Annotated in this window: 24 protein-coding genes and 1 pseudogene; 17 read left to right on the forward strand and 8 right to left on the reverse strand. The window is 72.7% G+C overall.

The genetic code is table 11. The features are described 5' to 3' along the window. Nucleotides 1-224: 224 nt before the first annotated feature. From ACIBQZ_RS24185 to ACIBQZ_RS24225, 9 genes are all read left to right on the forward strand, one after another. On the forward strand, nucleotides 225-1,067 hold the full coding sequence (locus ACIBQZ_RS24185; RefSeq protein WP_396091032.1) for a hypothetical protein: 843 nt from the start codon (nucleotides 225-227) through the stop codon (nucleotides 1,065-1,067). 113 nt (nucleotides 1,068-1,180) lie between these two features. Continuing rightward, nucleotides 1,181-1,306 carry a hypothetical protein gene (locus ACIBQZ_RS24190; protein ID WP_396091033.1) on the forward strand — a complete coding sequence of 42 codons (126 nt, stop codon included), beginning with the start codon at nucleotides 1,181-1,183 and terminating at the stop codon, nucleotides 1,304-1,306. A gap of 657 nt (nucleotides 1,307-1,963) precedes the next feature. Further along, on the forward strand, nucleotides 1,964-2,527 hold the full coding sequence (locus ACIBQZ_RS24195) for a hypothetical protein (RefSeq protein WP_396091034.1): 564 nt from the start codon (nucleotides 1,964-1,966) through the stop codon (nucleotides 2,525-2,527). 136 nt (nucleotides 2,528-2,663) lie between these two features. Then, nucleotides 2,664-2,906, forward strand: a complete 243-nt coding sequence (locus tag ACIBQZ_RS24200; protein WP_396091035.1) for a hypothetical protein — start codon at nucleotides 2,664-2,666, stop codon at nucleotides 2,904-2,906. Nucleotides 2,907-2,951: 45 nt separating this feature from the next. After that, nucleotides 2,952-3,335: a hypothetical protein gene (locus tag ACIBQZ_RS24205; protein WP_396091036.1), complete on the forward strand. Its 384-nt coding sequence runs from the start codon at nucleotides 2,952-2,954 to the stop codon at nucleotides 3,333-3,335. A gap of 276 nt (nucleotides 3,336-3,611) precedes the next feature. Next, nucleotides 3,612-3,863 carry a hypothetical protein gene (locus tag ACIBQZ_RS24210; RefSeq protein WP_396091037.1) on the forward strand — a complete coding sequence of 84 codons (252 nt, stop codon included), beginning with the start codon at nucleotides 3,612-3,614 and terminating at the stop codon, nucleotides 3,861-3,863. 81 nt (nucleotides 3,864-3,944) lie between these two features. Next, nucleotides 3,945-4,355: a hypothetical protein gene (locus ACIBQZ_RS24215; RefSeq protein ID WP_396091038.1), complete on the forward strand. Its 411-nt coding sequence runs from the start codon at nucleotides 3,945-3,947 to the stop codon at nucleotides 4,353-4,355. Nucleotides 4,356-4,396: 41 nt separating this feature from the next. Continuing rightward, a complete protein-coding gene (locus tag ACIBQZ_RS24220) occupies nucleotides 4,397-4,849 on the forward strand; it encodes a PadR family transcriptional regulator (RefSeq protein WP_396091039.1) in 453 nt (150 codons plus the stop codon). A 221-nt stretch (nucleotides 4,850-5,070) separates the two neighbouring features. Then, entirely contained in the window at nucleotides 5,071-5,244 is a 174-nt protein-coding gene (locus tag ACIBQZ_RS24225; RefSeq protein WP_396091040.1) for a hypothetical protein, read from the forward strand. 4 nt (nucleotides 5,245-5,248) lie between these two features. On the opposite strand, the gene ACIBQZ_RS24230 is transcribed toward ACIBQZ_RS24225, so the two are convergent. The 6 genes and pseudogenes from ACIBQZ_RS24230 to ACIBQZ_RS24255 form a co-directional block, all read right to left on the reverse strand. Then, nucleotides 5,249-6,526: a DUF1501 domain-containing protein gene (locus tag ACIBQZ_RS24230; RefSeq protein ID WP_396091041.1), complete on the reverse strand. Its 1,278-nt coding sequence runs from the start codon at nucleotides 6,524-6,526 to the stop codon at nucleotides 5,249-5,251. A 5-nt stretch (nucleotides 6,527-6,531) separates the two neighbouring features. After that, nucleotides 6,532-8,046: a DUF1800 domain-containing protein gene (locus tag ACIBQZ_RS24235; RefSeq protein WP_396091042.1), complete on the reverse strand. Its 1,515-nt coding sequence runs from the start codon at nucleotides 8,044-8,046 to the stop codon at nucleotides 6,532-6,534. Between the two features lie 198 nt (nucleotides 8,047-8,244). Then, nucleotides 8,245-9,597, reverse strand: a pseudogene (locus ACIBQZ_RS24240) (UDP-glucose dehydrogenase family protein); the annotation flags it as partial. After that, the gene (locus ACIBQZ_RS24245) at nucleotides 9,594-11,135 is read right to left on the reverse strand and encodes a glycosyltransferase family 39 protein (RefSeq protein WP_396091043.1); all 1,542 of its coding nucleotides are present in this window, start codon (nucleotides 11,133-11,135) and stop codon (nucleotides 9,594-9,596) included. The gene ACIBQZ_RS24245 and the pseudogene ACIBQZ_RS24240, both read right to left, overlap by 4 nt. Before the next feature lie 10 nt (nucleotides 11,136-11,145). Next, nucleotides 11,146-13,227, reverse strand: a complete 2,082-nt coding sequence (locus ACIBQZ_RS24250) for an acyltransferase family protein (RefSeq protein ID WP_396091044.1) — start codon at nucleotides 13,225-13,227, stop codon at nucleotides 11,146-11,148. After that, nucleotides 13,224-14,813, reverse strand: a complete 1,590-nt coding sequence (locus tag ACIBQZ_RS24255) for a glycosyltransferase (protein ID WP_396091045.1) — start codon at nucleotides 14,811-14,813, stop codon at nucleotides 13,224-13,226. Before ACIBQZ_RS24255 ends, ACIBQZ_RS24250 begins: the two co-directional genes overlap by 4 nt. Before the next feature lie 518 nt (nucleotides 14,814-15,331). Between ACIBQZ_RS24255 and ACIBQZ_RS24260 the strand changes: the two genes are divergently transcribed. After that, nucleotides 15,332-15,952 (forward strand): thymidine kinase, encoded by a 621-nt coding sequence (locus ACIBQZ_RS24260; RefSeq protein WP_396091046.1) that lies wholly within the window; start codon nucleotides 15,332-15,334, stop codon nucleotides 15,950-15,952. Here the strand turns inward: ACIBQZ_RS24260 and ACIBQZ_RS24265 are convergent. Continuing rightward, nucleotides 15,942-17,633 (reverse strand): methyl-accepting chemotaxis protein, encoded by a 1,692-nt coding sequence (locus ACIBQZ_RS24265; RefSeq protein WP_396091047.1) that lies wholly within the window; start codon nucleotides 17,631-17,633, stop codon nucleotides 15,942-15,944. The genes ACIBQZ_RS24260 and ACIBQZ_RS24265 overlap by 11 nt on opposite strands. Nucleotides 17,634-17,794: 161 nt before the next feature. Between ACIBQZ_RS24265 and ACIBQZ_RS24270 the strand changes: the two genes are divergently transcribed. Both ACIBQZ_RS24270 and ACIBQZ_RS24275 read left to right on the forward strand, forming a co-directional pair. Further along, a complete protein-coding gene (locus ACIBQZ_RS24270; protein ID WP_396091048.1) occupies nucleotides 17,795-18,652 on the forward strand; it encodes a hypothetical protein in 858 nt (285 codons plus the stop codon). A gap of 97 nt (nucleotides 18,653-18,749) precedes the next feature. Beyond that, entirely contained in the window at nucleotides 18,750-20,333 is a 1,584-nt protein-coding gene (locus tag ACIBQZ_RS24275; RefSeq protein WP_396091049.1) for an IS1182 family transposase, read from the forward strand. Between the two features lie 185 nt (nucleotides 20,334-20,518). On the opposite strand, the gene ACIBQZ_RS24280 is transcribed toward ACIBQZ_RS24275, so the two are convergent. Continuing rightward, nucleotides 20,519-21,136 carry an acyltransferase gene (locus ACIBQZ_RS24280; protein WP_396091050.1) on the reverse strand — a complete coding sequence of 206 codons (618 nt, stop codon included), beginning with the start codon at nucleotides 21,134-21,136 and terminating at the stop codon, nucleotides 20,519-20,521. Nucleotides 21,137-21,449: 313 nt separating this feature from the next. On the opposite strand from ACIBQZ_RS24280, the gene ACIBQZ_RS24285 reads away from it, so the two are divergent. From ACIBQZ_RS24285 to ACIBQZ_RS24305, 5 genes are read left to right on the forward strand one after another with little or no spacing between them, the layout of a single operon-like run. After that, nucleotides 21,450-22,544: a Gfo/Idh/MocA family protein gene (locus tag ACIBQZ_RS24285; protein WP_396091051.1), complete on the forward strand. Its 1,095-nt coding sequence runs from the start codon at nucleotides 21,450-21,452 to the stop codon at nucleotides 22,542-22,544. Further along, complete coding sequence (locus ACIBQZ_RS24290) at nucleotides 22,541-23,506, forward strand: NAD-dependent epimerase/dehydratase family protein (RefSeq protein WP_396091052.1); 966 nt, start codon at nucleotides 22,541-22,543, stop codon at nucleotides 23,504-23,506. The genes ACIBQZ_RS24285 and ACIBQZ_RS24290 overlap by 4 nt, the downstream gene beginning before the upstream one ends. Before the next feature lie 8 nt (nucleotides 23,507-23,514). Then, nucleotides 23,515-24,630, forward strand: coding sequence for a DegT/DnrJ/EryC1/StrS family aminotransferase (locus ACIBQZ_RS24295; protein WP_396091053.1), 1,116 nt, complete (start codon nucleotides 23,515-23,517; stop codon nucleotides 24,628-24,630). Further along, nucleotides 24,627-25,268 (forward strand): acetyltransferase, encoded by a 642-nt coding sequence (locus ACIBQZ_RS24300; RefSeq protein WP_396091054.1) that lies wholly within the window; start codon nucleotides 24,627-24,629, stop codon nucleotides 25,266-25,268. Before ACIBQZ_RS24295 ends, ACIBQZ_RS24300 begins: the two co-directional genes overlap by 4 nt. After that, nucleotides 25,265-26,359, forward strand: coding sequence for a DegT/DnrJ/EryC1/StrS family aminotransferase (locus tag ACIBQZ_RS24305; protein WP_396091055.1), 1,095 nt, complete (start codon nucleotides 25,265-25,267; stop codon nucleotides 26,357-26,359). Before ACIBQZ_RS24300 ends, ACIBQZ_RS24305 begins: the two co-directional genes overlap by 4 nt. The last annotated feature ends 253 nt before the right edge of the window (nucleotides 26,360-26,612 follow it).

Raw genomic sequence — 26,612 nt, forward strand, 5'->3', positions numbered from 1 at the left:
GGCGGGCCCCGGCCGTTTCCGGTCCGTGCTCATTCTTTGGAGGTCGTACGAGTGGCGGTGGCCAGGTGGATCCACGCCTCGGAAGCACAGCTCAACAACTGATCATCCGCATATTCCGGAATGCGGTTCTCCTGGTGACGAGAACGCACCGGGTCTGCACCGGCCTCGCGGCGGCCCACCCGGCCGGCACGTTGGTCCGCCCTTCTCACCAGCAGGGGAACGCTATGCCACTACAAGGAATCGGGATCGCCGCGGCGGTCGCCGGCGCCGGCCCGAGAGGGTGGCCGATACGGCCGCCCTGGCAGGCCTTCTGGCTGTCCGTCGCGACCACGATCACCGTGGTGGGCGGTGGTTACGCCGCCTACGCCGCCTGGGCGCCGGCCGCGGAAGCGGGAACCCTGGTGCTGAACACCGTGCTGCTGCCCACCGGCAACCGGCCGACGGCTGTCGTCCACGGCACCCGGGTCTCGGTGACCTGGCGGGCGAGCGAGAGCACCAACGACCGGCGGGCGCTGACGTACGTGGTCAGCCGTACCGGCGCGGGCTTTTCCACCGAGGCCTGCGTGGTCACGACGACGACCTGCCGGGAGCTCGGCGTGCCGGCCGGCACCTGGCGGTACACGGTGCGGCCGGACCTGGGCCCGTGGCAGGGCCGGGACAGCCCGCCCGGGGCGCCGGTGACGGTGCCGGCGGGTGCCGCCCCGGCCGAGCCGAAGCGGGCCGGTTCGAAGCAGGCCGGCTCGAAGCGTGCTGGGCCGAAGCGTGCCGGGCCGAAGCGGGCCGGGCCGAAGCGGGCCGGGCCACCCGGCAGCTCGGCGGCCTCCGACCGGCCGGGTGATCGACCCGGCCCGGCGGCGCCGTCCGCGCCCGCCCGGGCGCCGGCCGTCGAGGCGATCGGCGACCGGCCGTGGGCTGCGGCGGCGACGGCCGGTGACGCTGCCACCGAGCTGCTGGACGCGGCCACCGAGGTGCTGCCCGGGGGCGGCACGGGTCCGGCGGCGCCGCGCCGGCCCGGCTCACCGGCGGACTACCGCAGCTCTTCCGGGGGCACCTCATCCGGTCGGTGACCGGCCGGGAGCGAATGTCCATCCGGTACGGACGGACGCCTGAGATCTGCACGGGACCGTGGCCGCGTTGATCAGACGAGAACGAGGCGCGAAGGCCTGCGGGGACCGGGACCGTGAACGACGACAGCACCCCCGCCCAGAGCCTGTCGTTTACGAACCCGGCAGGAATGAAGGATCACGAACCGCTGTCATGGCGGCGGGACGTGACCCGGCCGGTCCTCGGCGGCCAGAACTGCTGAGGGCCGGCTCCAGAACCGCCGGCGCCACCGCGCCGCACCAGACCCGTCGTCCGGTGTTCCGGCATCGGCCCCCCCGGGGAACACCGGACGACGCGGAGCCCGCCGCCCCGACCGGGTGGCGGGTGGGGGTTCCCGGCACGCCGCCCCGTGCCGGGAACCTCCGGCCGAAAACGGCATTCCAGCGCGAGTCGACAGGGATAGATTTGATGTCGGTCAGCACGGGTGTTAGTGGCCCGCAGGCCCTGATGAGAAGCTTCCGGCGCGGCCGGCGGCGCGGCACGAACATTGACGCAATGCCGCACGCGGGCGGCCGAATACCTCGTTCGGGCTCAGCCGAATAGCGCGCAGCAGCGGCGTGTTCCGGTCATAAACCCGATCGGAGGTCTGAGTACAACAGTTGCTCGGGCCGAGGAATGTGGTATCGACGCCAGGCCCGCCTCCGCCCCGGGGGGCGCGCCCGATACCTCGCCCGCCTGGCGTGAGCAAGAACAAACGATCCGGGGACGCGTTCCATGTTGGCAGGAGGATCAACCAGATGCGTACGCCGAGCAGATGGACCACCGTTTTCGCCACCGCGGCTGCCGGAGCCGTCCCGCCCCGGCCCGCCGGTCCACCCGGCAGCCGCCCCGGCGCCCCCGGCGCGTCGTGATGGAGGCCTTGAGCTGGACCGGGTGTGTCGGCATCGCGGCCACGCGCACCGAGACCCGGCCCGCGGCCCGCGGCACCCGCCGGCGCCGCCTCGACCGCCGGGGCCGGATCGTGCTCGCGCTGGCGGCCACCACGGCGGTGCTGGTCAACGCGGGTGTCGCCTGGATGTACTGGCGGCTCGACGGGGGCGCCGGTGGCGCCACGACCGGGTCCGTCGCCGAGCTGCAGGTGCGGGCGAGGTCGGACGAGAGCCTGCCGCTGCGACCCGGCGGCGCCACGAGCCTGACCGTGACGGTGACCAACCGGCACGCCTTCCCGGTGCGGATCGTTGCCGTCCGGCAGGCCGCCGGCCAGGTGACCGTGGATGCCCTGCACCGGGACGCGGGCTGTGTGGCGACCGGTGTGGCCGTGGTCACGGATCCGCTGCCGGTGTCCTGGAAGGTGCCGCGGAACGCGATCGGGGTGTTCACCGTGCCGGACGCGTTGCGGATGACCGAGGCGGCCGACCCGGCCTGCCGCGGGGCCGTGTTCACAGTTCCGGTCCGGGCGACCGGCATCGGTGGATCCTCGTGATGGCCCGGCTGCACCGCAAACCCGGGCGCCGCCGTTTCCGACGCGCCGCCGAAATGGTCATAAAAATAACCCGACGCGGTTATCAGGTGACTCGAAGATGGTGTACTTGTCGGCCGCGAAGAAATATTATTGAGACATGACCGAAATGGGATCATCCACTTTTCAGATTGCGCTCGCGGTGATCTTCGTCATCGTGACCGCGTATGCCGGCGGGCGGGTGCATCAGTGGTACCGGCACACGTTCGAACGGGACCTGGCCTATCGCGAGGGTTACAACCAGGCGTCGCGAACCCTGTTCCACCTGGCGGTCCGCAATCTGCCGGCAAAACCGGAGCGGGCGACCGTGCCGGGCCCGGTACCCACCTCCGATCGGTTCTAGCCCACCGGGTCTCGTGGTGCTGACACTCAGAAAGGCCGATCACTGATGATCGCCCCGGGCAACAGCCTGATCCAGATGCTCTTCGCGGTCGCCTTCGTCATCGCCAGCGGTTATGCGATGGGTCGCATCCATCAGTGGTATCGCGACGGCGCCGCTCGCGACGAGGCCTATCGCAGCGGCTACGACCGTGCCTCGGACTGCATGCTCGACATGGCCCTGCGCAAGCGGGAGAACGAAGCCGCCGCCGCGCCGGCGGTCCTGGCCGGCGCGGTCCGGCCCGACAACGCCCCGCACTGCGGGGAGCGGCTGGTCGCGGTCCATGTCACGGCCGGTGATGCGGTGCCGACGCGGCACCTCGTCGGTCATGCCCGCCGCCGGATAGTGGCCAGCAAGGTCAGCCTGGCGGGACCCGGCACCGCCGCGCGCTGACCGGCCCGCGGCTACCCGAACGTCCAGCACGGCCCGCAGTCACCGCTGTTCACCGCCTTCTTGTCCCATCGGGCCTCTCCTCGATGCATGCGGCACAGGCGGCGCGGCTCCGGCCGCCCGTACGGAGCAGGTCCCCGCAGTCATCGCGCGTTCGTCCGCCGGTGGCCCGGACGCACCCGTGCTCCGGCAGCACCCCTTCTTGTTCGGCGATTCTCCGGCCCAGGCTGCCCCGTGGCAGTCACTTCTTCCTGCCCGCTGAAAGGTGGTGACACAGACATGTGGGATCCGGCCGTCCTGACCATCGGGTTCGCGCTGATGATCGTGGCATTCGCCGCCTACATCACCGGTTGCGTGCACCAGTGGACGCGGCACGCCCCGGACCGCCGGACCGCCTTCTGCGAGGGCTACGACGTGGCCGCGCAGGCGCTGATGGCCGTGGTGGATTCGGGCCGCCCGATGCCGCCCGCCGTGGCGCCCGGGCCGGCGCCGACCGTCGCGTTCGCGCGGGGCCGGTACCGCGGAAGCTGATCATCACGCCCGCCGCATCAGCGGCTCAGCCAGCCATTTTCCTCCGATACCACCGATGCAGAGACAGGTGACGGCACCGCCATGACCGCGCCCGAAAGCCAGCTGTTCCAGTTGATCTTCTCGCTGCTGCTCGTCCTGCCCAGCAGCTACGCCGTCGGGCGCGTGCACCAGTGGTACACGCACAGCCTGCGGCGGGACCTCGCCTTCCGGGAAGGGTACGACCACGCCTCACATTCGATGTTCGACCTGGCCGTGCAGCACAAGGCGGCCGAGCCACCGGCGGCGCCGGCCACTGTCACGCCCACGGTCACCCGCCCCCGCCGACGCGCCGACGCGCACACCCTGACGCTGCGGACGCCCGCGCTGCCGACGGTTCCGCTCGGCGACACCACCGAAACTCCGCGGTACGCCGAGCACCCGCGTACCCGCGTCCTCCCGCACGTGAAGACCGCGGACCGGGGTCGGTGGCGCCGCGGTTCGTCGCCGCGATGACCGCCGAGACCCGGCTCGGCCGACCGGACCAGGAAGGAAGCATGATGACCAGTCCCTTCGTCTTGGCCGTGGTGCGCTGTCGGCACCCCCAGGCCTGCCCGGCGGAACAGCTGATCTCCAACGACGGCTTCGAGATCGCCGGGCGGCTGCGCGCGCTCGGCTGGACCCAGCACCGGGACCACGGCTGGATCTGCCCGCAGCACGCCGGCCGCGAGGACGGCTGCGTGGCCCGGCGCCGCAAGGTGGTGATGACCCACCGGACCCGCGCGCTCATCCAGGCGATCCGGGACGGGCACGACTTCGGCATGGCGATCATGCGGGAGACCGGATTGTCCGAGTCGACGGTGTACGCGACCCTGCGGCGCCTGCGTGCCGCCGGGTGGACGGTGTGCGAGCTGGAACCGGCCGAGGTCGCCGTCCGGCGGCAACGGCCGCAGCGCAAGATCTACCGGCTCACCGAGGGCCTGCTGGAGGAGCTGGGCTGGCCTCGCTGAACGCCCGACCGGCCCCTTCGCACCACGCCGATCACAGCCTCCCGGACCCCGAGGCCGTGATCATCTTTTTGCCCGGGTGGACCCGGCCGGCGGGCCCGCTACGACTTTTGTCGGAGCCGTGGCCCGCCGGAAACCCCGCGCAGTGCCGATGCGGCGGGCGCCGGCCGGCCGGGATAGTCGGCTCATCGCGGCGGGAGGCGCTGCCGAGCCGAGGAGACACGATGGCACAGCACCCGAGCGTCCTGGCCGACCGGAGCCTGCCGGCGGCCGTACGGTGCCCGCGGGCCGGCCGCGCCGCGCTGCGGGAGATCCTCACCGATCCGGCCCTGCTGCGGATCCTGGTGCTCGCGGCCGGCGTGGCCACCCTGCTGCTGGCCGTCGCCGCCGCGCTCTGAACCGTCAGCGCGCGCGGACCACTCCCGAGGTTGTGCTCCGCACGTTCGGGAAGACCGCGCGGGTGCTCGCCATTCCGCAGCGCTTGTGCAGGATCTCGGCGATGACCGCCCGGTAGTCGGTGGTCACCGCCAGGTCGCCGTCGACCAGGTGCCGCTCACCGAGGCCGGGCCAGCGCCCGTGCACCTTGCCGCCGGCCACCCCGCCGCCGAGCAGCAGCATGGCGTTGCCGTAGCCGTGGTCCAGGCCGTTCGAGCCGTTCTGCCGGACCCGCCGGCCGAACTCGCTGATGGTCACCAGCGTGACCCGCTTCATGCCGGTGCTGCCGAGGTCGGTGGCGAACGCCGCCAGCGCGGCGGCCAGCTGGGCCAGCTTGTCGTGCATCCGCTTGCCCGGCACCGCGGCGCCGAGGTTCTCGTGCATGTCCCAGTCGCCGGAATCGACGCTGGCGGCCATCAGACCCGCCTTGCCCTTGATCAGCCGGGCGACGTCGCGCAGCGCCCGGCCCAGCGTGTCGTCCGGGTAGACCGCGCCGTTGGCCGGCCGGTACGGCTGGGCCGCCAGCGCCTTGGTGGCGGCCAGCGAGCCCATGACCTGCCCGGCCGGCCGGCTCAGCACGGCCGGCGCGCCGGCGTAGAGGGTCTTCAGGGTGGCGGCCATGGGCTGGCCGGCCTGGTCGCCGAAGAGCGCGAAGTCGTTGATCGTCTTCATCCCGAGGGCGGGCGCGGGGCCGGCCAGCACCCGGGCCGGCATCATGCTGCCGACCGAGACGCCGTGCAACGGGCTGCTCGCGCCCAGGCCGCCGAGCATCCGGTCGAGCCAGCCGGTGCGGACCGAGGTGCCGGGCGCGGCGCGTTCCAGCTCCTCCATCGCGGAGAAGTGCGAGCGGTTCGGCGCCGGCTGGCCCACGGCCTGGACCGTGCCGAAGGTGCCGGCCTTCCAGAACGGCAGCAGCGGGGCCAGGGCCGGGTGCAGGCCGAACCGGGAGGTGCCGCCGATCAGCCGGGACTTCGGCACGGCGATGTCCGGCCGGGCCGCGTAGTACGCCGGGTCGCCCGCGGGCACGACCGCGGACAGGCCGTCGAAGCCGCCCCGCAGCGACACCAGGACGAGCGTGTCGCCGGAGTATCGGCCGGCCGCGAAGGCCAGCTGGGTCGAGACCTGGTCGCCGGCCAGCCCGGCGAACGCTCCCGCGGCGCCGGCCGCCAGCGCCCGGCCGAGCACGCCGCGCCGGGTCAGGGTGGTGCGCTGGTCGTCCGCGCAGCCGCAGCTCGGATCGGTCATCGTGGTCACCTCACCGAGAAGTAGGGGGAGTTCAGCATCAGCGCCACCAACTGCGGGAACCGCCAGCCGACCGCGGCGTCGCCCGGCTTGAGGGCGGCGCCGGCGGTCTTGCCGAAGTAGGCCGCCAGCGCCGTGCGGTCGGCGGCCGGCAGAGTGCGGCCGAACAGCCGCCGGGCCAGCGCGTCGATCAGCGCCCCGTAGCTGGCGGGCAGCGCGCCGACCAGCGCCTCGGCCAGGTTCGCCGGCCGCTGGAACTCCTTCGGCCGGTAGCCCGCGACGATGTGCAGGTGCGCGTTCCACCGGGCGAGCATCCCGCCCGGCGACGTCCAGGCCGCGGCCACGTCGGGATAGCCGTTCGGCGGCGCCCAGGACATCGGCGCCTGCCCGAGCGAGCCGATCAGCCAGTAGAGCGACTCGATGCCCGCGGTCCCGGTGGCGTCCGGGCCGTAGCCGACCGCGCGGACCGTGGCCACGATGTCCTCGTACGGGGTGCGCAGCTTGCGGCCGGCGGAGGCCCTGAACTCGGCCGAGCCGAACAGCGCCCGCAGCACCGGGGTGATGGCCGTCCCGTTGCTCAGGTAGACCTTCGCCAGCCGGGTGACCAGCGCGGCGGGCGGGTCGTCGGCGACGAAGCGGACGCAGAGCTTGGTGGCGATGCGCCGCGCGGTCGACGGGTGCAGGGCCAGATAGTCCAGCAGGGCCAAGACCGCCGCCTCACCGCCGGCGGGGGTCGGGTTGGCGTGCCGGAAGCCGAGCACCTGCACCGGGCCGGTGGCGTGCGCGACGGCGCTGTACTTGTAGGCCCCGGTGTCCCAGTCGACGGTCAGCCCGGTGAGCAGCCGGGCGGCGTTCTTGACGTCGGACTCGGTGTAGCCCAGCCCGACGGTGTGCAGCTCCAGCAGCTCGCGGCCGTAGTTCTCGTTCGGTGCGGCCCGGGTGGAGAAGCGGTTGTCCAGGTACGTGAGCATCGCCGGATGCCGCGCGGAGGCCTTCAGCAGGTCCGCGAACCGGCCCAGCGCGTACGGCCGGATCACGGTCCGGTCGTAGTCCTGCCGGTTGTCCCAGACGTCGCCGGAGGGGTTGGTGATGTTGAGGTGGTTGGACCAGAAGTCGACCATCACCTCGTACAGCTGGCGCTCGCTCCAGATGGCCCGGCTGGTGGCCGCATAACCGAGCTGGAGCATGGTGTCCCAGCCGTACCGCAGGGTGCCGGCCGCGACCCGGGAGCGGAGCTCGGTGATGGACAGGGCGATCAGCGGGAAGCGGGTCAGCAGCGCGTCGCAGGCCGGGTCGGGGATGCCGGCCGGGGCGAGCTGGCGGTCGAGCCAGGCCGCCGTGCCGAGCTCGCGGATCTCGGCGACGGAGGCGGGCGTCGGCCCGTAGGTGGCGCGGCGCAGCAGGTGCGACTCGGCGTCCACCGCGACGTACGAGCTGACCGAGCGGACCGCCGCGGCGGCCTCCGCCGGCGCCGGTACGGCCGCGGTCAGGCCGACGGCGGCACCGGCCGCGGCGCCGCCCACCAAGCGGCGGCGACTGATCGATGTTCTTGCCCGGGATGCCGTCACGCATCCCTGTTCGGTCAGGCGTCCCGGGCACTGCGCGATACCGCCCGATGGCTACCGAGCTGCAACGGGCCGGGGTGCCGGGCGGGGGAGCGGCGGCCGGGCGGCCGGGTCGGGCGCGGTCCAGGCCGCCGGGGCCGCCGTCGTGGCCCGGGCGCCCAGGCCGCGGTACCGCCAGCCCGCCGCGGTCCAGGCCGCCGCGTCGAGGCAGTTGCGTCCGTCGATCACCCGCCGGCCGGCGGCGAGCCGGCCGAGCTGCGCCGGGTCGGCGGTGCGGAACTCGGCCCACTCGGTGAGCACGCAGACCAGCTCGGCGCCGGTGACCGCGTCGGCCATCGAGGTCTCGTAGCGCAGGGCGGGCTGGGCGGCCCGGGCGTTCTTGAGGCCCTGCGGGTCGTACACACGGACGTCGGCGCCGGCCTCGGCGAGTGCGGCGGCGACGGCCAGCGAGGGCGCGTCGCGTACGTCGTCGGAGTCGGGTTTGAAGGTGGCGCCGAGCACCGCGATCCGGGCGCCGGGCAGGCCGGGGCCGAGCAGGTCCGCCGCCAGCCGGACCACCTTGGCGCGGCGGCGCTGGTTGATCAGGTCGACCTCGTGCAGGAAGCGCAGCGCCTCGCCGGCGCCGAGCTCCTGGGCCCGGGCCTGGAAGGCGCGGATGTCCTTGGGCAGGCAGCCGCCGCCGAAGCCGACGCCGGCCTGCAGGAAGCGGTTGCCGATCCGCGGGTCGTAGCCGATCGCGCGGGCCAGCTGGGTGACGTCGCCGCCGGCGACCTCGCAGACCTCGGCCATCGCGTTGATGAAGCTGATCTTGGTGGCGAGGAACGCGTTGGCGGCGACCTTGACCAGCTCGGCGGTGGCGAAGTCGGTGACCACTACCGGCACCTCGCGGTCCTCGGTGGCGGCCAGGTCGAGAATGCCGTGGTGGGCGGCGTGCAGCATGCCGCCCGCCCAGTCGGACCTGACGCCGGCGACGATCCGGTTGGGTCGCAGCACGTCCTGGATCGCGACGCCCTCCTGCAGGAATTCCGGCGACCAGGCGACCTCGATGCCCAGCTCGGGGTCGGTGTGCTTGGCGACGAGCTGCTCGACCCATTCGGCGGTGCCGACCGGGACGGTGGACTTGCCGACGATCAGCGCCTTGCGGGTCAGGTGCCGGGCCAGCCCGGTGACGGCGGATTCCACGTACGACAGATCCGCGCCGGTGCCGCCGGGACGCTGCGGCGTGCCCACGCAGATGAAGTGGATGTCGCCGAAGGCGGCGGTCTCGGCGTACGAGGTGGTGAAGCGCAGCCGCCCGGCGGCCAGGTTGGCCCGCAGCAGCTCGTCGAGGCCGGGCTCGTGGAACGGCACCGCGCCGGCCGAGAGGGCGGCGATCCGAGCCGGGTCCACGTCGCAACCCACCACCTCGTAGCCCAGCTCCGCGAAGCAGACGGCGTAGGTGGCGCCGAGATACCCGGTGCCGACGAAGGTCAGCCGCGGTCGTTCCATCAGGTTCTCCTTGGTCGTCATCGCGGGTCCTTGCGATCCAGCACGAAGATGCGGATCTGCTCGAGGGTCCGGTACTCACGCAGGGTGTAGGCGGTCAGCAGGAAACCCTGGGTGAGGCCGGGCATGCCGTCCATCGGGTCGAGGTTGGCCGCGGTCGTCGACAGCAGCCAGATCCGCCGGGTGTCGCCCACACACGGGCCGGGATCGGCGCACTCCTGGACACCGAACGTGCCGTTCTCCTTCGACGTCCGCTCGACCAGCACGTCCCGGAACAGGTCGGCCCGGCGCGCCTCGTACTCCAGGGCCCGGCGGCCGTTACGGGTCGTACCGGCGAAGACGATGCCGTCACCGGGGCCGGCCGCGGCCAGCAGGAGGGCGGTGGCGCTGCGGTAGTCCGGCTCGCCGAACACGGGGCTGTGCCGGGCGGCCCGCTGTCCCGGTCCGCTGACCGCCAGCACCACGGCCACCACCAGCAGCCCGCTCAGCGACAGCGGCACCGCCGCGGCGGCCCGGCGGGTGAACCGGGCCAGCGAGAAGCCCAGCGCGGCGGCCAGCAGCGTCCACGCCGGCACGGTGAACAGCAGGTAGCGGTGCAGGAAGAGATGCAGCAGCGGGAAGGTCAGGTAGCAGAACACCGGCGGGAACAGGCCCCAGGCCAGCAGCAGCACCACCGGGCCGCGGTGCCGGGACCAGAGCAGGGCGGTCGCCAGCAGCGCCGCCACGCAGACCACGAGCGCGACCTGCCAGGAGCCGAAGATCCGTTCGGGCAGGCCGCCCACCGCCGCGCGGTCGACCTTGATCCAGGAGATGACGCTCGACTGCTCCGAGCCCTTCGCGGCCAGGGGCAGCGCCGCGGTCACGGCGAGGAACGCCCCGGCGAACCAGCGCAGCAACCGCAGGTCACCGCTGACCCGGAAGGTGCGCCACAGGAAGACGGCGTGGGCCAGCAGGACGGTCAGGGTGACGATGTGGACGAGGCCGGCGAGGATCAGGCCGGCGCCGTACCAGAGCCACCGTCGCCAGGTCGGCCGTTCCATCGCCCGCAGCAGCAACAGCGTCGCCAGGGTGACGAAGCCGATCGCGAAGGCGTACGGGCGGGCCTCCTGGCCGTAGCGGGTCACCGACGGCAACCCCGCGAAGATCAGCCCGGCCGCCAGGCCCACGCCGGTGTCGAACAGCCGGCGGCCCAGCACGGCGACCAGCGCCGCGGTGGCACCCATCGCGAGCGCGGACGGCAGCCGCAGGCTGGTCTCGGAATCGCCGAACAGGGCGATCCAGAAATGCAGGACCAGATAGTACGGCGCCACCACGGCGTCCACATTGTCCAGCAGCTTGGCCAGGTCCCGGAAGCTCAGGGTGCCGGCGTACCAGCTGGCGTACTCGTCGTTCCACATGCTGCGGGCGCCGATGCCGGCCACCGACAGGGAGAGCGCGAGCAGCGCCGGCGGCAGGGCCAGCGCCGCCGTGCCCAGCCCGGACCGGGGTCGCGGGGCGGCATCCGATCGGGGATAGCCGGCAACGGGTGGGGTGGGTGGCGTCAACAGCCGCGCGTCGGTCATCGGTTCTTCCTCATTCGCCGAGAGCCTCGTCCAGGACGCCCGCGAGCCGCTTCGCGTAGGCGGACGTCAGGTGGTTGTCGTCGCGGTAGACGACGGTGTCGCCGATGACGGCGGGGCAGATGGTGGGCGTGCAGAACCACGCGGTGGAGTCGACGACCCGCGCGCCGTGCGCCTGCACCAGCGCCCGGACGATCCGCTGCCGGGGCAGGTACAGCGACTTGAGCACCTCCAGGTGGCACCGCCGGATCGCCACCGGGTAGTCCGCCAGGCAGCCCGGCACGTCCCGGTGGGCGACCGGGGTGTCCGGGATGACCACCGGCACGGCACCGGCCTGCTTGACCCGGTTGACCGTCGCGGCCCAGGACGCGGCCCAGTCCTGATCGGGACCGGCACTCTCGCGGACGTCCAGCGGGCTGCTCTCGCGGTTGCGGGCGGACATGACGACCATGGCCGGCCGCAGCTCCTGGATCCGGTTCAGGGCGCGCAGCCGCCATTGGTCGCATTCGGCGTACGGGACGCTGCCGCCGTCCTTGCCGACCTGACCGAGCGCGGGCCCGCAGTCCGTCTTGGTGAAGACGGCCAGCCGCCAGCCGCGCTTGCGGGCGATCGTGTCGAGGGCGTCGTACCACTGCTGGGCGTGCGAGTCGCCGAACAGCACCAGGAGCCGGCTGCCGTTCGGGGCGCCGAGCCGCTCGCAGCCCCGGCCGATGAGGTCGGAGATGAACCGGCTCGCCGGCGGTGCCAGGCATCCGCCGTCCCGCGGGCTGTCGAACCGGGTCCGTGCAAGGGTGGGGGCCAGCTTGCGGGGCAGGACCGTGCTGGTGCTGCCGGCCCGGACGATCCGCTGCAGCTGCGGCACGGTGATGGTGCCCGAGGCCAGCAGGTCGGCGGGTGCCCGGCCGGCGGTGGTTGCCGGGCGCGCCGGCATCGGCAGCTGCGGCACGGCCAGGGCGAGACCCACGGTCACCGCGACCAGCGTGCCGCCGAACGCCAGCGCCCGGCCCGGCCGCAGCCGCAGGCCGCGGTCCAGGTGGATCCGGTTCTCCACGGCGGCCATCGACATGGCGGCCGGCACCAGGGCCGCGACCGCCAGCGCGGCTCGGCCGGGTGTCGTCAGGGGGCGGCCCAGCACGTGCGGGGCCAGCACCAGCAGCGGCCAGTGCCACAGGAACCAGCTGTAGGAGACCCGGCCGAGCTCCTGCAGCGGCTTGACCCGCAGCAGTCGGCGGGCGCCCCAGGACGGGCGGGCGCAACCGCCGGCGATGACCAGCCCGGCACCGAGAGCGGCCGGCAACGGGTCCCCGGCGGCGGCCGCGACGGCCACCGCCCCCAGGCCCAGCCAGGTCAGGACCGCAGCGAGCGGCGCCGGCAGACCCGCGAGCCGGCGGGCGCCGAGGGCGGCCAGCGCGCCGATCCCGAACTCCCAGGCCCGCGCCGGCAGGCCGTAGTGCGTCCACGGCTCGCCCGCGGCGGCCGGCGCGAGGAAGAGTGCCAGCGAGGCGGCGGTCAGCGCGGTCAGCAGGACGGCCGCCGACAGCGCGCTGGGCCGGCCCCGGCGCGCCCAGGCCAGCGAGCCGACGAGCACGAGGACGGGCAGCAGCAGGGCGACCTGGACGACGACGGCCAGCGACCAGAAGTGCTGGAGCGGCGAGACGTCCACCGGTACGCCGGCCCGGGCCGCCAGCCGCACGTTCATGGTCGCGGTGACGGCGGCGACGGCGTCCCAGGAGACCAGCGCGCGGTCCGTCGCCGGCATCCAGTGCCAGGCCGCGCCCAGCGTGCCGAGCACCACGACGATCGCGGCCGGCACCAGCCGGGTGGTCCGCCGGGCGTAGCAGCGCGGCAGCGAGAGCCGTCCGCTCAGCCCCAGCTCCCGCAACGCGCTGGCGGTTAGCACGAAGCCGGAGATCACGAAGAAGACGTCGACGCCGGTTCCGCCGCCGAGGCCGGGCAGGCCGACGGACCCGCCGACGACGAGCAGGATGGCGAGGGCGCGCAGGCCCTGGATGTCGCGGCGGAACACCGGGCGGTCCGGGTGCGGGGCCGGGGCGGAGGCGGGCCGGGGCCGCTCGAGCAGCCGTGAGCCGGTCATGACGCGGTGGACGAGACGAAGGCGGGCGTCTGCCGGACGCCCGGGATGACCGGACCCGCGTCCCGGAGGCCCGGCGCGGCCGGCTGTCGCTCCGGAGTGGACCGGCTGCCGAGCAGCAGCGGAAAGACGAAGTACAGCATCGGCCCGGCGAACAGCACGGTGGCCCAGAGCCGGTCCGGGCCGTAGTGCATGACCCCCAGCACGATCCCGCTCCAGGTGAGCAGCTGCGTGGTGATGAGCCAGACCCGCAGCAGGCGGAGCACACGCCGGGCGGTCGACGTGCGCTTGGCCGCGCCGGTCGGCACCCAGGCGGCGGTACGTCCGCGGAGGAAGTCGATCAGGGCCAGGGCGTGGCAGAAGCCGATGAGCATCTGGACCCGGACCACCGCGGGCGTCCAGCGGTAGTCGGTGACCCGGGGCATCAGCGTCGACCACACGAAGATCGTGCCGACCAGCGGCAGGTAGTTCAGCGGCCGGATCTGGTCCGGGAAGCACCAGAGCATCAGGAAGCCGGGGAGCTGGCTGGTGAAGGCCGCGACGGCGGTGGTGATGTAGTAGAGGAAGCCGGTCCAGAAACACAGCTTCTGCTTGACGGTCAGCGCGGAGGTGTGGAAGTCCGGATCGGCCAGCAGGCTCATGCTGCCGGTGCACCACCGATACTGCTGGTTGGCGAAGCCGTCGAAGTTGTCCGGGCAGATGCCCTTGGCCAGGTTCACCGGCACGTACCGGGTCGCGAAGCCGGCCTTGGCCATGTTCACCCCGGTGTGCACGTCCTCGCTGTGCCCGATCTGCGCGAAGCCGCCGGAGATCCGCAGCGCGCTGCGCCGGTAGACGGCGTTGGTGCCGACGCAGATCGCCGCGTCCACGGCGTCGCGGGCGGGCTGGATCCAGCGGTAGAACACCTCCTGGGTCGCCCCGGCCGACCGTTGCAGCCAATTGAAGTGGTCCTGCTGGACGTCGAAGAATTGCGGCGACTGCACGATCCCGACCGCCGGATCGTCGAAGTAGGGCGCCAGTTCCCGGGTCATGTCGGCGCGCGGGGCGAAATCGGCGTCGAAGACGTGAATAAGATCGCCGTCGGAGTTCTCGTATCCGTACCGCAGGTTTCCGGCCTTCTTCAGCACGCCGGCATCGGGCCGGGAAAGGTAGCGAAAGCCGTGCCGGCCGGCGAGTGCGGCGACGCTGTCGCGGCCCGAGTCGTCGAGCACGTACACGGTGAGCCGGCCCGGCCAGTCCAATCGGGCGACATGGCTGAAGGTGTTCTCCAGAATCGCCAGCGGCTCGCCGGCCGACGGCAGGAAGACATCGACCGAGGGGAACACCACGGGCCGGTAGCCGGCGACCAGGGCGTCGTGCCCGGCCCGGGTGCCACGCCGCTTGCGGGTGCTGGAGAGCAGGCTGATGAGCACGGCCGCCACCTGCAGAGCGATCAGTTCGTAGAGCAGGCTGGTCCACATCGAGTTGGCGGCGAGCCGGGTCAGGCCGAACATGACGCCGGCAAAAGCCAGCAGGAAGACACAGAAGATCCAGCGGCCCTGTTTTCCGTAGTAGAGGTACTTCTCCCGATCGTCGGGCGGCTGCGGCACATAGGTCGCCGCTGCCGCGCCGGCGGTTCCGGGCCCCGAGTCTCGTTGTTGTCGAATCTGTGCGACTGCCACCGAAAGGCCTTCCGTATGTGATGACGGAGCCGGCTCGTGACAAGAGCCGTCGCACGGTTGACGACCGCGGCTGAACCGGCAGTCGTCAGTCGATCACCCGGAAACCGCACACCATCGCCTTTTCGCCGACATTCACCGGACCCTTATGGGGTAATCCGTTCGGTCGGCGGAAAATGCAAACACGGTGGAAACGGCCAAGAAACGACGGAAAGGACAGGGCCGCACCCGGATCCCGCGGGCGGGAGATCAGGCGTACGGCTTCGTCGCCGGGGCCTCTACCTGACCGACGCCCCCGCCCTGCCCGACCCCGTACAGGACGCCTGACCGGCGCCGCACCGGTTACTATCCTTCTCGCTTGCCGCGCCGCGGTCTCATGCCGCGTGCGCTGGGGCTCCGGCGCGTCACACGGACAGCGACAGGGTCGGACCCGGGAAGGCGGCGACGCGGTGGCTCAGCTGCACTATCGGCACGCGGCGATGAACAGCGGCAAGAGCACCATGGTGCTGCAGTACCGGCACACCTACGCCGCCTGCGGCCGCCGGGGCCTGCTGATGACCCGGCTCGACCGGGCCGGCACCGGCATCGTCTCGTCCCGCATCGGGCTGGCGGCCGACGCCCTCGAGATCGGCGCGACCGCCGACCTGACCGAGCTCGTGCTCACCCAGCCCGGCGCGCGGGTGGACCACGTCATCGTCGACGAGGCGCAGTTCCTCTCCCCGGAGCAGGTGGACCAGCTCGCCGCCCTGGTCGACGACCATGACATCGACGTGTTCACGTTCGGGCTGCTCTCGGACTTCCGCGGCCTGCAGTTCCCCGGCTCCGCCCGGCTGGTGGTGCTGGCCGACATCGTCGAGGCGCTCCAGGTCTACCCGATGTGCTGGTGCGGGCAGCCGGCCCGGATGAACGCCCGCGTGGTCAGCGGCACCATGGTCCGCGACGGCGACACCGTCGTGCTCGGCGACACCGGTGCGGACGTCGGCTACGTCGTGCTGTGCCGGCGCCACCACCGGGCGGGCCGGCCGTACGGCGCCGACCGGGAGCGCGCGGCGGAGCCGGTCAGCGCCTGACGGCGAGCCCGTCGAGCCGTTCCACGGCGGCGGACACCTGGGCGGTCAGGCCGGCCACGGTGGTGGCCTGCTCGGCGGTCATCGTCTGGGCGTCGGCGGTGGTGTGGTCGATGTCCGTGATCGTGGCGCTCATCGCGGTCATGATCTCCACCACCGCGGTGACGTGCTCGTTGAGGTCGCCGAGCGTCGAGGTGATGGTCTCGGTGGACTCGGCGGTGGTGCCGGCCAGCGTCTTGACCTCGTTGGCGACCACCGCGAAGCCCCGGCCGGCGACCCCGGCCCGGGCGGCCTCGATGGTGGCGTTGAGCGCCAGCAGGTTGGTCTGCTTGGCGACCCCGCCGATGAACCGGGCGACCTCGTCGACCTGCCGCAGGCTCTCGTGCAGCGTCCCGACCGCCCGGCCGGCCGCGCTGTTGTCGCTCAGCAGGTGGGTCGCCGCGGTGCGCGCGTTCCGGACCCGGTCGTCGATCCGCGCCGCCGCGTCGCCGACCAGCGCGGCCCGGGCGGAGACGTCCGCGAGCTGCTGGGCCACGATCCCCGAGGTCTCGGTGACCAGCTGCTGGGCCCGGTCCTGGAACTCCCGCTCGGCCGCGCTCTGCCGGGCGTGGGTTTCCTGGAGTTCCGCCTGCCGCTGCTCCTGCTCGGCCTGCAGCAGCCGGTCCCGGCCGCTGATCGTGTCGAGCATGGTGTCGATGGCCCGGCCCAGGCCGGCGATGTCGTCGTCGCCGGTGGCGCCGATCCGCAGGGTGTGGTCGCCGGACGTGACGATCTGCTCGGTCGTCCGCCGCAACGGCCGGACCCGGCGGCGCACCGCCCGGCGGGTCGAGACGGTCAGCAGGGCGACCAGCAGCAGGGTGGCGACCGCGATGAGGGCGAAGAGCTTGCGGGCGGTGCCGGTCGCGGCCGCGTGGATCGGTCGCTGCCGCACGGATTCGAGGACGAGCGTCTGCCCGTCGACGGTGCCGATGGTGGCGTTGAGCGCGATGCGGTCCGCGCCCAGCACGCTCGTCCGGACGGAGACCGGTCCCAGCACGCTGGACACCGCGGGCTGGGTGACCCCGCCGCCGCGGGGCTGCGCGACTACCCGGGTCGCCAGGTTGATGTCCGCGCTGAGCGTGGCGAGCCGTTTGTCGTCGAGCCGCTGGAGGAGCACCAGGCCACCGGACGCGCTGCCGGCGCCGCTGCTGGGATACGCGGCCAGCCCGCAGAACAGGTAGCTGGCATCGGCGGAGACCACGCCGCAGCGGGCGGTGCCGGGCTGGGCCGTCGGGTCGTACAGCCGGCTCAGGATCGCGCGGTCGGTCAGTTGCGGCGCGGGCACCCCGAAGTCCGGCGCGTCGGTGGTGTACCCGCCGAGGATGAGCTCACCGTCGAGACTGACGCCGAGCACGGCGTCGAGGTCGCTCGCCGAGTGCTGGGCGTCCGCCGGGAAGTCCTCGGCGAAGCCGGCCCGGTCCGCCTTCAACAGGTGCTGGTACGTGTTGTCCCAGACCGCGTTGGTCGCGCCGAAGGTGGTGAGCAGCCGGGCCTGCCCGTCCAGCCCGATCCGGATGCGGTCGGCGTCCTGCCCGACCTGCCGGGCCTCCAGATCCTCAAAGGCACCGGTGGTCACCTGCTGCAACACCAGGAAGCCCAGGCCACAGCCGACCAGCGCGCCCAGCACCGGTCCGAAACGTCGCACTTTTTCTCGCACACGCTCCAGGTCGGCCCGGCACGCGGGAAAGTGAGGGTGACGGTGACGACACCGCGCCAGGGGATGCCGAAAGCCGCCCCCAGCGTCGGCATCCGGTAACCCGGCCGGGGGTATGGTCGTTGCGCGTCGGGGGCACTGGGAGGTAGATCATGGTCAAGGTGACCCGGCGACTCGCACTCTGGCAGGCAGACCTGGACGGCGGCGTCTGCGCCGCCCCGGAGGAGTGCGTCGAGACGCTGCGCCACCGCGAGCTCATCCCGCTGGTGCTGGAACACCGCGACCACGGCATCCGGCCGACCCGGCAGGTCTTCGAGACCTCGCTGCGGCAGGACGTGGAATGGCAGTTCGGCGACATCGCCTGGCCGGCCGACCTGCGGCCCGGAGTGCTCGTCACGGCCTCCTGGCACTCCGCCCGGGACGAGGTCGTGGTGCGCACCGCGGCGCTGGAGGAGCCGATGCGGGTCGACGGTGTCGACTACTTCCACGAGTACGACCCGCGCGTGGTGACCCGGGAGTTCAGCGCGGACAAGTCGAACCGGGCGCAGGTGATGCACGCGGTGCGCCGGCTCGGCCGGGTCTTCGAGGACGGCAGCGCGGTGCTCGCCGAGTCGGGGCTGGCCGCACACTGCGGCTTCGGCCGGGGAGCCAAGGGCACGTTCCTGCTCCGCAACGCCGTCGACCAGCTGATCCGGGAGGGGTACCTGACTCGCGTACCGGGCAGTGTGGACACCGCGGGCTATCCCTCGTACCCGGCGGTGGACGGGCAGAAATCGGCCGAGATGTTGTTTTACGCCCCCCTGGTGGAGCCGGCGCCGGACCCGGGCGACCCCGACGGCACCGAACGCCGGGACCACTGGGTCAACGGCTTCGTCCGCAAGCTGCCGCCGGGCGCCCACCCGTCGGAGAAGCAGCTCACGCTGCACGAGCAGGCCGTCGAGAGCGAGCAGCTCCCCGCCGATCCGCTGGCACCGGGCTACACCTTCGTGAAGAAACACCACCGCACCTGACCGCGCTCCCGCCGATCCGGCGGCGACCCTAGGAGACCACTGAATATTCCGGCGTGCCGTTACTCCGCTTTGATTGGGTTTCGTCGATAATAGGTGGATGCAGGGGCGTTCTTTGTCCGGGCCGCAGTTGTGGGACACCGCGGCGTTGGTCGGGCATCTGGTGCCGGCTGGTTCGGTGTATGCGTTGCTGGCCGAGCATCGGCAGGTGTTGTTCCCGGACGGGATGTTCGAGGATTTGTTCCCGTCCGGGCGGGGCCGGCCGTCGCTGCCCGGCGCGGTGATCGCCTCGGTGCTGGTCCTGCAGACCCTGGAAGATCGTTCCGATCCGGAGGCGGTCCAGGCGGTGCGGTGTGACCTGCGGTGGAAGGTGGCCTGTGGGCTGCCGATCGACCACGCCGGGTTCCACCCGACCACGTTGACGGCGTGGCGGCAGCGGCTACGCGCTTCTGACCGTCCGGACCGGATTTTCGAGGCGGTCCGGCAGGTCGTCGCGCAGACCGGCGTGTTGAAGGGCAAGACCCGCCGGGCTCTGGACTCGGTGGTCTTCGATGATGCGGTCGCCACCCAGGACACCATCACCCAGCTGATCGCCGCGATGCGCCGGGTCCGCCGCGAGGTGCCCGGTGCCGCCGACGTGATCGCCGAACGGTGTCACGCTCATGACTGGGACGATCCGGGCAAGCCGCGGATCGCCTGGGACGACAAGACTGCCCGCGACGTGCTGGTGTCCGCGCTGGTCAACGACGCACTGATCGTCGTTGACGGGTTCACCGGCACGAAGCTGGATGAGTCGGCCGAGCAGGCCCTGGCCCTGCTGGCCCTGGTCGCCGGCCAGGACGTCGAACCGGCCGACGGCTCCGACGGCTCCGACGGCTCCGACGGCCGGTGGCGCATCGCCCGTCGGGTCGCCCCGGAACGGGTCATCTCGACGGTCGACGTGCAGGCCCGGCACGTGCACAAAACCGTGCACCATCGCCAGGACGGGTTCAAAGGTCACGTCGCGGTCGAGCCGGACACCGGCCTGTTCACCGGCGCGGACCTGACCGAAGCCGCCGGCCAGGACAATCACGAGGCCGTGGTCGGCCTGGGCCTGCTCGACCAGGACCCCGAACCGGGGCCGGCCGACGGATTCGAAGTCCTGGGTGACACCGCTTACGGCACCGGCGAAGCCCGCGCCGCGCTCACCGGCGCTGGTCACACCCCGATCATCAAACCCGCACCACTACGTCCCGCAGTGCCCGGTGGGTTCACCATCGACGATTTCACCGTTGACGAACACGCCGGCACGGTGACCTGCCCGAACGGGCTGGTCCGCCAACTCACGGCCAAACGCACCGCCACCTTCGGCGCCGGCTGCCGCGGATGCCCGCTGCGCCAGCGGTGCACCACCGCCAAAGACGGCCGTTCAATCAGCCTGCACCCGCACGACCAGCAACTACGCGCCGCCCGAGCCCAGTGGGCCAGCAACCATGCCCTCCGTGACACCTACCGCCGGCACCGGCCGATGGTCGAACGCTCCATCGCCTGGCTCATCGGCCCGAAGGGCCGCTGCCGCAAACTGCGCTACCGCGGCACGGCCGCGAACACCTGGTGGCTACACACCCGCATCGCCGGACTCAACCTGCGCCGGCTCCTCAACCTCGGCCTCACCCGCCAGCCCACCGGCTGGGCCCTGGCCTGAACCACCCCAGGCCGGGACTTCCCGACAACCCACACCGCCTCACACGCTGACCGACTGACGGGGAACGCAAACTCGCAGTCCAGCCACCCGCTGCGACCTACCGCCGCACAGACGGCCTCTTGAGACACCCTCCCCGTCACCCCGGCCCACCGCTTCCCCGAAAACCGGGATTGTTCAGCGGTCTCCTAGGCGTTCTCGGTGAGCCGGCCGTCGGTCTCGGTGTAGCCGGCGCCGGTCTCCGGGCAGATCCAGCTGCCGTCGCCCTTGGCGGTCAGCGGGCGGCCCGCCCGGCCGACCCAGCCGACCCGGCGGGCCGGCACGCCGACCACGAGGGCGAAGTCCGGTACGTCCTTGACCACGACGGCGCCCGCCGCGACCAGCGCCCAGCGGCCCACATTGACCGGGGCGACGCACACCGCGCGGGCGCCGATGGCCGCGCCCTCGCCGATGGTCACGCCGACCGCGGTCCAGTCGTCGCCGGACTTCAGCCGGCCCTCGGGGGTGACCGCCCGCGGGTACTCGTCGTTGGTCAGCACCGCAGCGGGCCCGACGAAGACGCCGTCGCCGAGCCGGGCCGGCTCGTAGACCAGCGCGTGGTTCTGCAGCTTGACGTTGTCGCCGACGACCACGCCGGGGCCGACGTACGCGCCGCGGCCGATGGTGCAGTTGCGGCCGAGGGTGGCGTCCTCGCGGATCTGGGCGAGATGCCAGACCCGGGTGCCCGCGCCGATGCCGGCTCGCTCATCCACGTCGGCGGTCGGCGCGACGGTCACGCCGTCGCGGGTCGGCGAAGCCTCGGTCATCTCGGTCCTTTCGGGCAGTCGGCCACCGGTGCGGCGGACCGGGCCAGGGTAGTGGCGGCGCCGGCCCGGCAGCGGGGCAAAACCGGCTCCCGCTATCGATCTGACCGAAGGTCGGCGTCCCCGCTGACCGCCAGTCGCATCCGCGGTAACCGAAGGTACCGGCTTGCCCTCCCGGCATCGCCGGAAATCCGTCATTGATCTGGCGCCGCGCCCGACGGGATCGATAGCTTTCCGTCGGAGCTGCGCCGCCCGCACGCGCCGGCGCGTCCCGCTCTCCCGACGAAGCCGAGGCTTCCCAACGAAACGGATGTCTGTGACTCCTCCGCCTCCCGCGCCCGACGGGCTGACCGGAACGGCCGACGAGCCGATCGGAATTGCCGTCATCGGGGCCGGTTACTGGGGCCCCAACCTCGTCCGCAACTTCCAGGCCTCGACCGCCTTCCGGCTGCGCCGGCTCTGCGACCTCGACGTCGAACGCGCCCGCCGGGTCCTCGGCGGCTACTCGACCGTGCAGGTCTCCGCCGACCTCGACGAGGTGCTGGCCGACCCCGAGGTCAAGGCGGTGGCGATCGCCACCCCGGCCGGCACCCACCTGCCGGTCGCGCTGGCCGCGCTGCGGGCCGGGAAGCACGTACTGGTCGAAAAGCCGCTCGCCGCCACCTACTCCGAAGGCCGCCAGCTCGTCGAGGAGGCCGACCGCCGGGGCCTGACGCTGATGTGCGACCACACCTACTGCTACACCCCGGCGGTGCTGCGCATCCGCGAGCTGCTGCACTCCGGCGAGCTGGGTGAGCTGCACTTCCTGGATTCCGTACGGATCAACCTGGGGCTGGTGCAGCGCGACATCGACGTGGTCTGGGACCTCGCGCCGCACGACCTGTCGATCCTCGACTTCGTGCTGCCGCCGGGCGTGACCCCGGTCGCCGTCGCCGCGCACGGCGCCGACGGCATCGGCGCCGGCCGGGCCTGCGTGGCGTATCTCACGCTGCGGCTCAACACCGGTGCGATCGCGCACATCCACGTCAACTGGCTGTCCCCGGTCAAGATCCGCACGGCCATCTTCGGCGGCTCGAAGCGCACGCTGGTGTGGGACGATCTCAACCCCAGCCAGCGGCTGGCCATCTACGACCGGGGCGTCGACGTGGCGTCGCCGGAGGAGCTCGGCGCCGAGCAGCGCCGGGACATGCTGGTCTCCTACCGCTCCGGTGACATGGTCGCGCCGGCGTTGACCGAACGCGAGGCGTTGCGAACGATGGTGGACGAGTACGCAAGGGCCATCACCACCGGCACGCCCGCGCTGACCGACGGCCGGTCCGGCCTGCGGGTGCTGGAGATCCTCCAGGCCGCCTCGCGCAGCCTGGCCGAGGGCGGAGCCACCATCAAGCTCGACGAAGGGCACATGGCATGACGGGCGTACAGATCGAGGGCGCGCGCGCCCTGGTCACCGGCGGGGCGGGCACGATCGGGTCGCACGTCGTCGACGAGCTGGTCCGGGGCGGGGCCGCGGAGATCGTCATCCTGGACAACTTCGTCCGGGGCCGGCGGGAGAACATCGCCTGGGCGACGGCGAACGGCCCGGTGCGGCTGGTCGAGGGCGACATCCGCGACCAGCAGCTGGTCCGCGAGGTGACCGCCGGCAAGGACCTGGTCTTCCACCTGGCCGCGATCCGCATCACCCAGTGCGCCGAGGAGCCGCGGCTGGCCAACGAGGTGCTCGTCGACGGCACCTTCAACGTCATCGAGGCGGCCGCCGCCGAGGGCGTCAAGAAGCTGGTCGCCTCCTCGTCGGCCTCGGTGTACGGCCTCGCCGAGGAGTTCCCCACCACCGAGCGCCACCACCCGTACAACAACGACACGTTCTACGGCGCCGCCAAGGCGTTCAACGAGGCCACGCTGCGCAGCTTCCACAGCATGACCGGCCTCGACTACGTGGCCCTGCGCTACTTCAACGTGTACGGCCCCCGGATGGACATCTTCGGCCTCTACACCGAGGTGCTGATCCGCTGGATGGAGCGCATCGAGTCGGGCACCCCGCCGCTGATCCTCGGCGACGGCCTGCAGACGATGGACTTCGTGCACGTGGCCGACATCGCCCGCGCCAACATCCTGGCCGCGCAAGCCGACGTCACCGACGACGTGTTCAACATCGCCAGCGGCACCGAGACCAGCCTGGTCGAGCTGGCGCAAGCGCTGAGCGACGTGATGAAGTCCGACCTCGCCCCGGAGCACGGCCCGGCCCGGGCGGTCAACGGGGTGACCCGCCGCCTGGCCGACACGCGCCTGGCCGAGCAGAAACTGGGTTTCCGTGCGGAACTCGACCTGCACGAGGGCCTCCAGGGCCTGGTCGAGTGGTGGCGGTCGTCCCGATGATCCCGGTCATGATCCCCATGCTCGGGGAGGAAGAAGCCCTCGCCGCGGCCGAAGCGGTCCGCTCCGGCTGGGTCGCCCAGGGTCCCCGCGTCAAGCAGTTCGAGGCCGAGTTCGCGGCCACCGTCGGCGCCGGCCACGGCGTCGCGGTCAGCTCCTGCACCACCGCGCTGCACCTGGCGCTGGTGGTGCTGGGCATCGGCCCCGGCGACGAGGTCGTGGTGCCGTCGCTGTCGTTCATCGCCACCGCCAACGCGGTCCGCTACGTGGGGGCCACGCCGGTCTTCGCCGACGTCGACCTCGCCACCGGCAACCTCACCGTCGAGACCATCGACGCGGTCCGCACCCCGCGCACCCGGGCGGTCATCGCCGTGCACCAGGGCGGCGTCCCGTTCGACACCGCCGCGCTGCGCAAGGCCGCCGACGGCTGGGGTGTCGGCCTGGTCGAGGACGCGGCGTGCGCGGCCGGCTCGACCGCGTACGGCCAGCCGGCGGGCGCGGGCGCCGCGATCGCCGCGTGGTCGTTCCACCCCCGCAAGCTCATCACCACCGGCGAGGGCGGCATGGTCACCGTCGACGACGCCGACTGGGCCACCCGCCTGCGCCGGCTGCGGGAACACGGCATGAACGTCTCCGCCGCCGACCGGCACGCCAGCACGCAACCGGTCCTGGAGGCGTATCTGGAAACCGCCTACAACTACCGGATGACCGACATCCAGGCGGCCGTCGGGCTGGTCCAGCTCGGCCGGCTGGCCGGCCTGGTCGCGCAGCGCCGGGCGCTCGCCGCCCGCTACCAGGAGCTGCTGGCCGGCATCGACGGCCTGGTGCCGGTCCGCGACCCGGCCTACGGCCAGACCAACTACCAGTCGTTCTGGGTGCTGCTCAACCCGTCCTTCGGCACGGGCCGCGACGAGGCGCTGGCCGAGCTCGCCGCCCAGGGTGTGTCGGCCCGGCGCGGCATCATGGCGGCGCACCTGGAGCCGGCGTACGCGGACGTCACCCCCGGCCCGCTGCCGGTGACCGAGCGGATCACCCGCGACTCGCTGATCCTGCCGCTGCACCACGCGCTGACCGCCGACGACCAGGACCACATCGTCGGCGTCCTGCGCGACCTGGCCCGCCGGTGAGGGATCTGGTCATCGTCGGGGCGGGCGGGTTCGCCCGGGAGACGGCAGCCGCCGCCACGGCCGCCGGCTGGCGGGTGCTCGGCTTCCTCGACGACGATCCGGCGCTGCGCGGCACGACCCGCTCCGGGCTGCCGATCCTCGGCCCGGTCTCGGAAACCGGGGACGAGGCCGCCGTGGTGGTGTGCGTGGGCAATCCGCGCAACTACACCGCGCGGCAGCGCATCGTGACGCGGCTCGGCCTGCCGGCCGAGCGGTACGCCACGATCGTGCACCCGGCCGCCGTCGTCGGGTCCGGCTGCGTCGTCGGTCCGGGCAGCGTGCTGCTCGCCGGTACGGTGCTGACGGCCGACGTGACAGTCGGCTCCCACGTCGCGGTCATGCCGCAGGCCGTGCTCACCCACGACGACCGGGTGGGCGACTACGCCACCGTCGCCTCCGGAGTCCGGCTGGGCGGCGGGGCGGTGCTCGAAGAAGGCGCGTACGTGGGTGCCGGAGCCCTCGTCCGCGAGGGCGTCACCGTGGGCGCCTGGTCGCTGGTCGGCATGGGCTCGGTCGTGTTGAGCGACGTGCCCCCCGGCGAGGTCTGGGTCGGTGGCCCCGCCCGTTTTCTGCGCAGCACCAAGGAGGAGACAGCATGACCAAGATCCCGCTCGTCGACCTGGCCGCGGCCCACGCGGAGGTGGCCGAGGAGGTCGAGGCCGGCTTCAAGCGCATCATCGCCGAGACGGCCTTCATCGGCGGCGCCGAGGTGGCCGCGTTCGAGCAGGAGTACGCGGCGTTCTCCGGCCTGCCGCACTGCGTCGGGGTGGCCAACGGCACCGACGCCCTGGAACTCGCCCTGCGCGCCGTGGGCGTCGGCCCCGGCACCGAGGTGATCCTGCCGGCCAACACGTTCATCGCCACCGCCGAGGCCGTCGCCCGCGCCGGCGCCCGCATCGTGCTGGTCGACTGCGACCCCCGTACCTGTCTCATCGACGTCGAAGCCGCGCTCGCGGCCGTCACACCGGCCACCCGCGCGATCGCGCCGGTCCACCTCTACGGCCAGCTGGCCCCGGTCGAGCAGCTGCGCGCCGGCCTGGCGGGCCGCGACGTGGCCATCGTCGAGGATGCCGCGCAGAGCCAGGGCGCAACCCGCCACGGCCGCGCCGCGGGCACCGACGGCATCGCCGCCACCAGCTTCTACCCGGGCAAGAACCTGGGCGCCTACGGCGACGCCGGCGCGGTCGTCACCGCCTCGGCGGAGCTGGCCACCACGGTACGCACGCTGGGCAGCCACGGCGGCCTGAAAAAGTACACCCACGACCTGATCGGCGTGAACAGCCGCCTCGACGGCCTGCAGGCGGTGGTGCTGCGCGCCAAGCTGACCCGCCTGGCCGGCTGGAACGACCGCCGCCGCGCCGCCGCGGCCCGCTACGACGAGCTGCTGGCCGGGCTCGCCGACGTGGTCCGCCCGGTGACACTGGACGGCAACGAGCACGTGTGGCACATCTACTGCATCCGGGTGCCGCGCCGCGACGAGGTGCTGGCCAAGCTCAACGCGGCAGGCGTCGGCGCGGCGATCCACTACCCGGTTCCGGTGCACCGGACGGGCGCGTTCGCCGAGTTGGGCGGGTCGTTCCCGCACGCCGAGAAGGCCGGGCCGGAGATCCTGTCCCTGCCGATCTACCCGCAGATCACCCCGGACCAGCAGGAGCGGGTGGCCGAGGCGTTGACCGACGCCCTCCGCTGAGCTGCCGAGCCGCTGAAGGAGGACCGGCAGATGGTGGAAACACCCGTCTCCCATGGACCGTCGGTCGCCTCGCCGACCGGCCGGGTGTGGCCGGTCCCGGACGGGATGCCTGAACGTCGGGGTGGTGCCGCCCGATCCGCCGCCAGGTCGGGCGGAACGGGCCGGGCACCGGGGCAGCCGTCATCGGTAGCGTGAGGCCGCCCGTCCTGTGGGCGGGCCGGGAAGGTGGGGAAGAAAAGCGTGTACGTGTCGC

This window comes from Actinoplanes sp. NPDC049599, from assembly GCF_044465625.1.
In the GTDB taxonomy this organism is placed as follows: domain Bacteria; phylum Actinomycetota; class Actinomycetes; order Mycobacteriales; family Micromonosporaceae; genus Actinoplanes.

What these genes read in the sequence shown, in the direction of transcription:
- ACIBQZ_RS24185 (WP_396091032.1), top strand. Translation starts at nt 225, where the DNA reads ATGCCACTACAAGGAATCGGGATCGCCGCGGCGGTCGCCGGCGCCGGC.
- ACIBQZ_RS24200 (WP_396091035.1), top strand. Translation starts at nt 2,664, where the DNA reads ATGACCGAAATGGGATCATCCACTTTTCAGATTGCGCTCGCGGTGATC.
- ACIBQZ_RS24205 (WP_396091036.1), top strand. Translation starts at nt 2,952, where the DNA reads ATGATCGCCCCGGGCAACAGCCTGATCCAGATGCTCTTCGCGGTCGCC.
- ACIBQZ_RS24210 (WP_396091037.1), top strand. Translation starts at nt 3,612, where the DNA reads ATGTGGGATCCGGCCGTCCTGACCATCGGGTTCGCGCTGATGATCGTG.
- ACIBQZ_RS24215 (WP_396091038.1), top strand. Translation starts at nt 3,945, where the DNA reads ATGACCGCGCCCGAAAGCCAGCTGTTCCAGTTGATCTTCTCGCTGCTG.
- ACIBQZ_RS24220 (WP_396091039.1), top strand. Translation starts at nt 4,397, where the DNA reads ATGATGACCAGTCCCTTCGTCTTGGCCGTGGTGCGCTGTCGGCACCCC.
- ACIBQZ_RS24225 (WP_396091040.1), top strand. Translation starts at nt 5,071, where the DNA reads ATGGCACAGCACCCGAGCGTCCTGGCCGACCGGAGCCTGCCGGCGGCC.
- ACIBQZ_RS24230 (WP_396091041.1), bottom strand. Translation starts at nt 6,526, where the DNA reads ATGACCGATCCGAGCTGCGGCTGCGCGGACGACCAGCGCACCACCCTG.
- ACIBQZ_RS24245 (WP_396091043.1), bottom strand. Translation starts at nt 11,135, where the DNA reads ATGACCGACGCGCGGCTGTTGACGCCACCCACCCCACCCGTTGCCGGC.
- ACIBQZ_RS24250 (WP_396091044.1), bottom strand. Translation starts at nt 13,227, where the DNA reads ATGACCGGCTCACGGCTGCTCGAGCGGCCCCGGCCCGCCTCCGCCCCG.
- ACIBQZ_RS24270 (WP_396091048.1), top strand. Translation starts at nt 17,795, where the DNA reads ATGGTCAAGGTGACCCGGCGACTCGCACTCTGGCAGGCAGACCTGGAC.
- ACIBQZ_RS24275 (WP_396091049.1), top strand. Translation starts at nt 18,750, where the DNA reads ATGCAGGGGCGTTCTTTGTCCGGGCCGCAGTTGTGGGACACCGCGGCG.
- ACIBQZ_RS24280 (WP_396091050.1), bottom strand. Translation starts at nt 21,136, where the DNA reads ATGACCGAGGCTTCGCCGACCCGCGACGGCGTGACCGTCGCGCCGACC.
- ACIBQZ_RS24290 (WP_396091052.1), top strand. Translation starts at nt 22,541, where the DNA reads ATGACGGGCGTACAGATCGAGGGCGCGCGCGCCCTGGTCACCGGCGGG.
- ACIBQZ_RS24295 (WP_396091053.1), top strand. Translation starts at nt 23,515, where the DNA reads ATGATCCCCATGCTCGGGGAGGAAGAAGCCCTCGCCGCGGCCGAAGCG.
- ACIBQZ_RS24305 (WP_396091055.1), top strand. Translation starts at nt 25,265, where the DNA reads ATGACCAAGATCCCGCTCGTCGACCTGGCCGCGGCCCACGCGGAGGTG.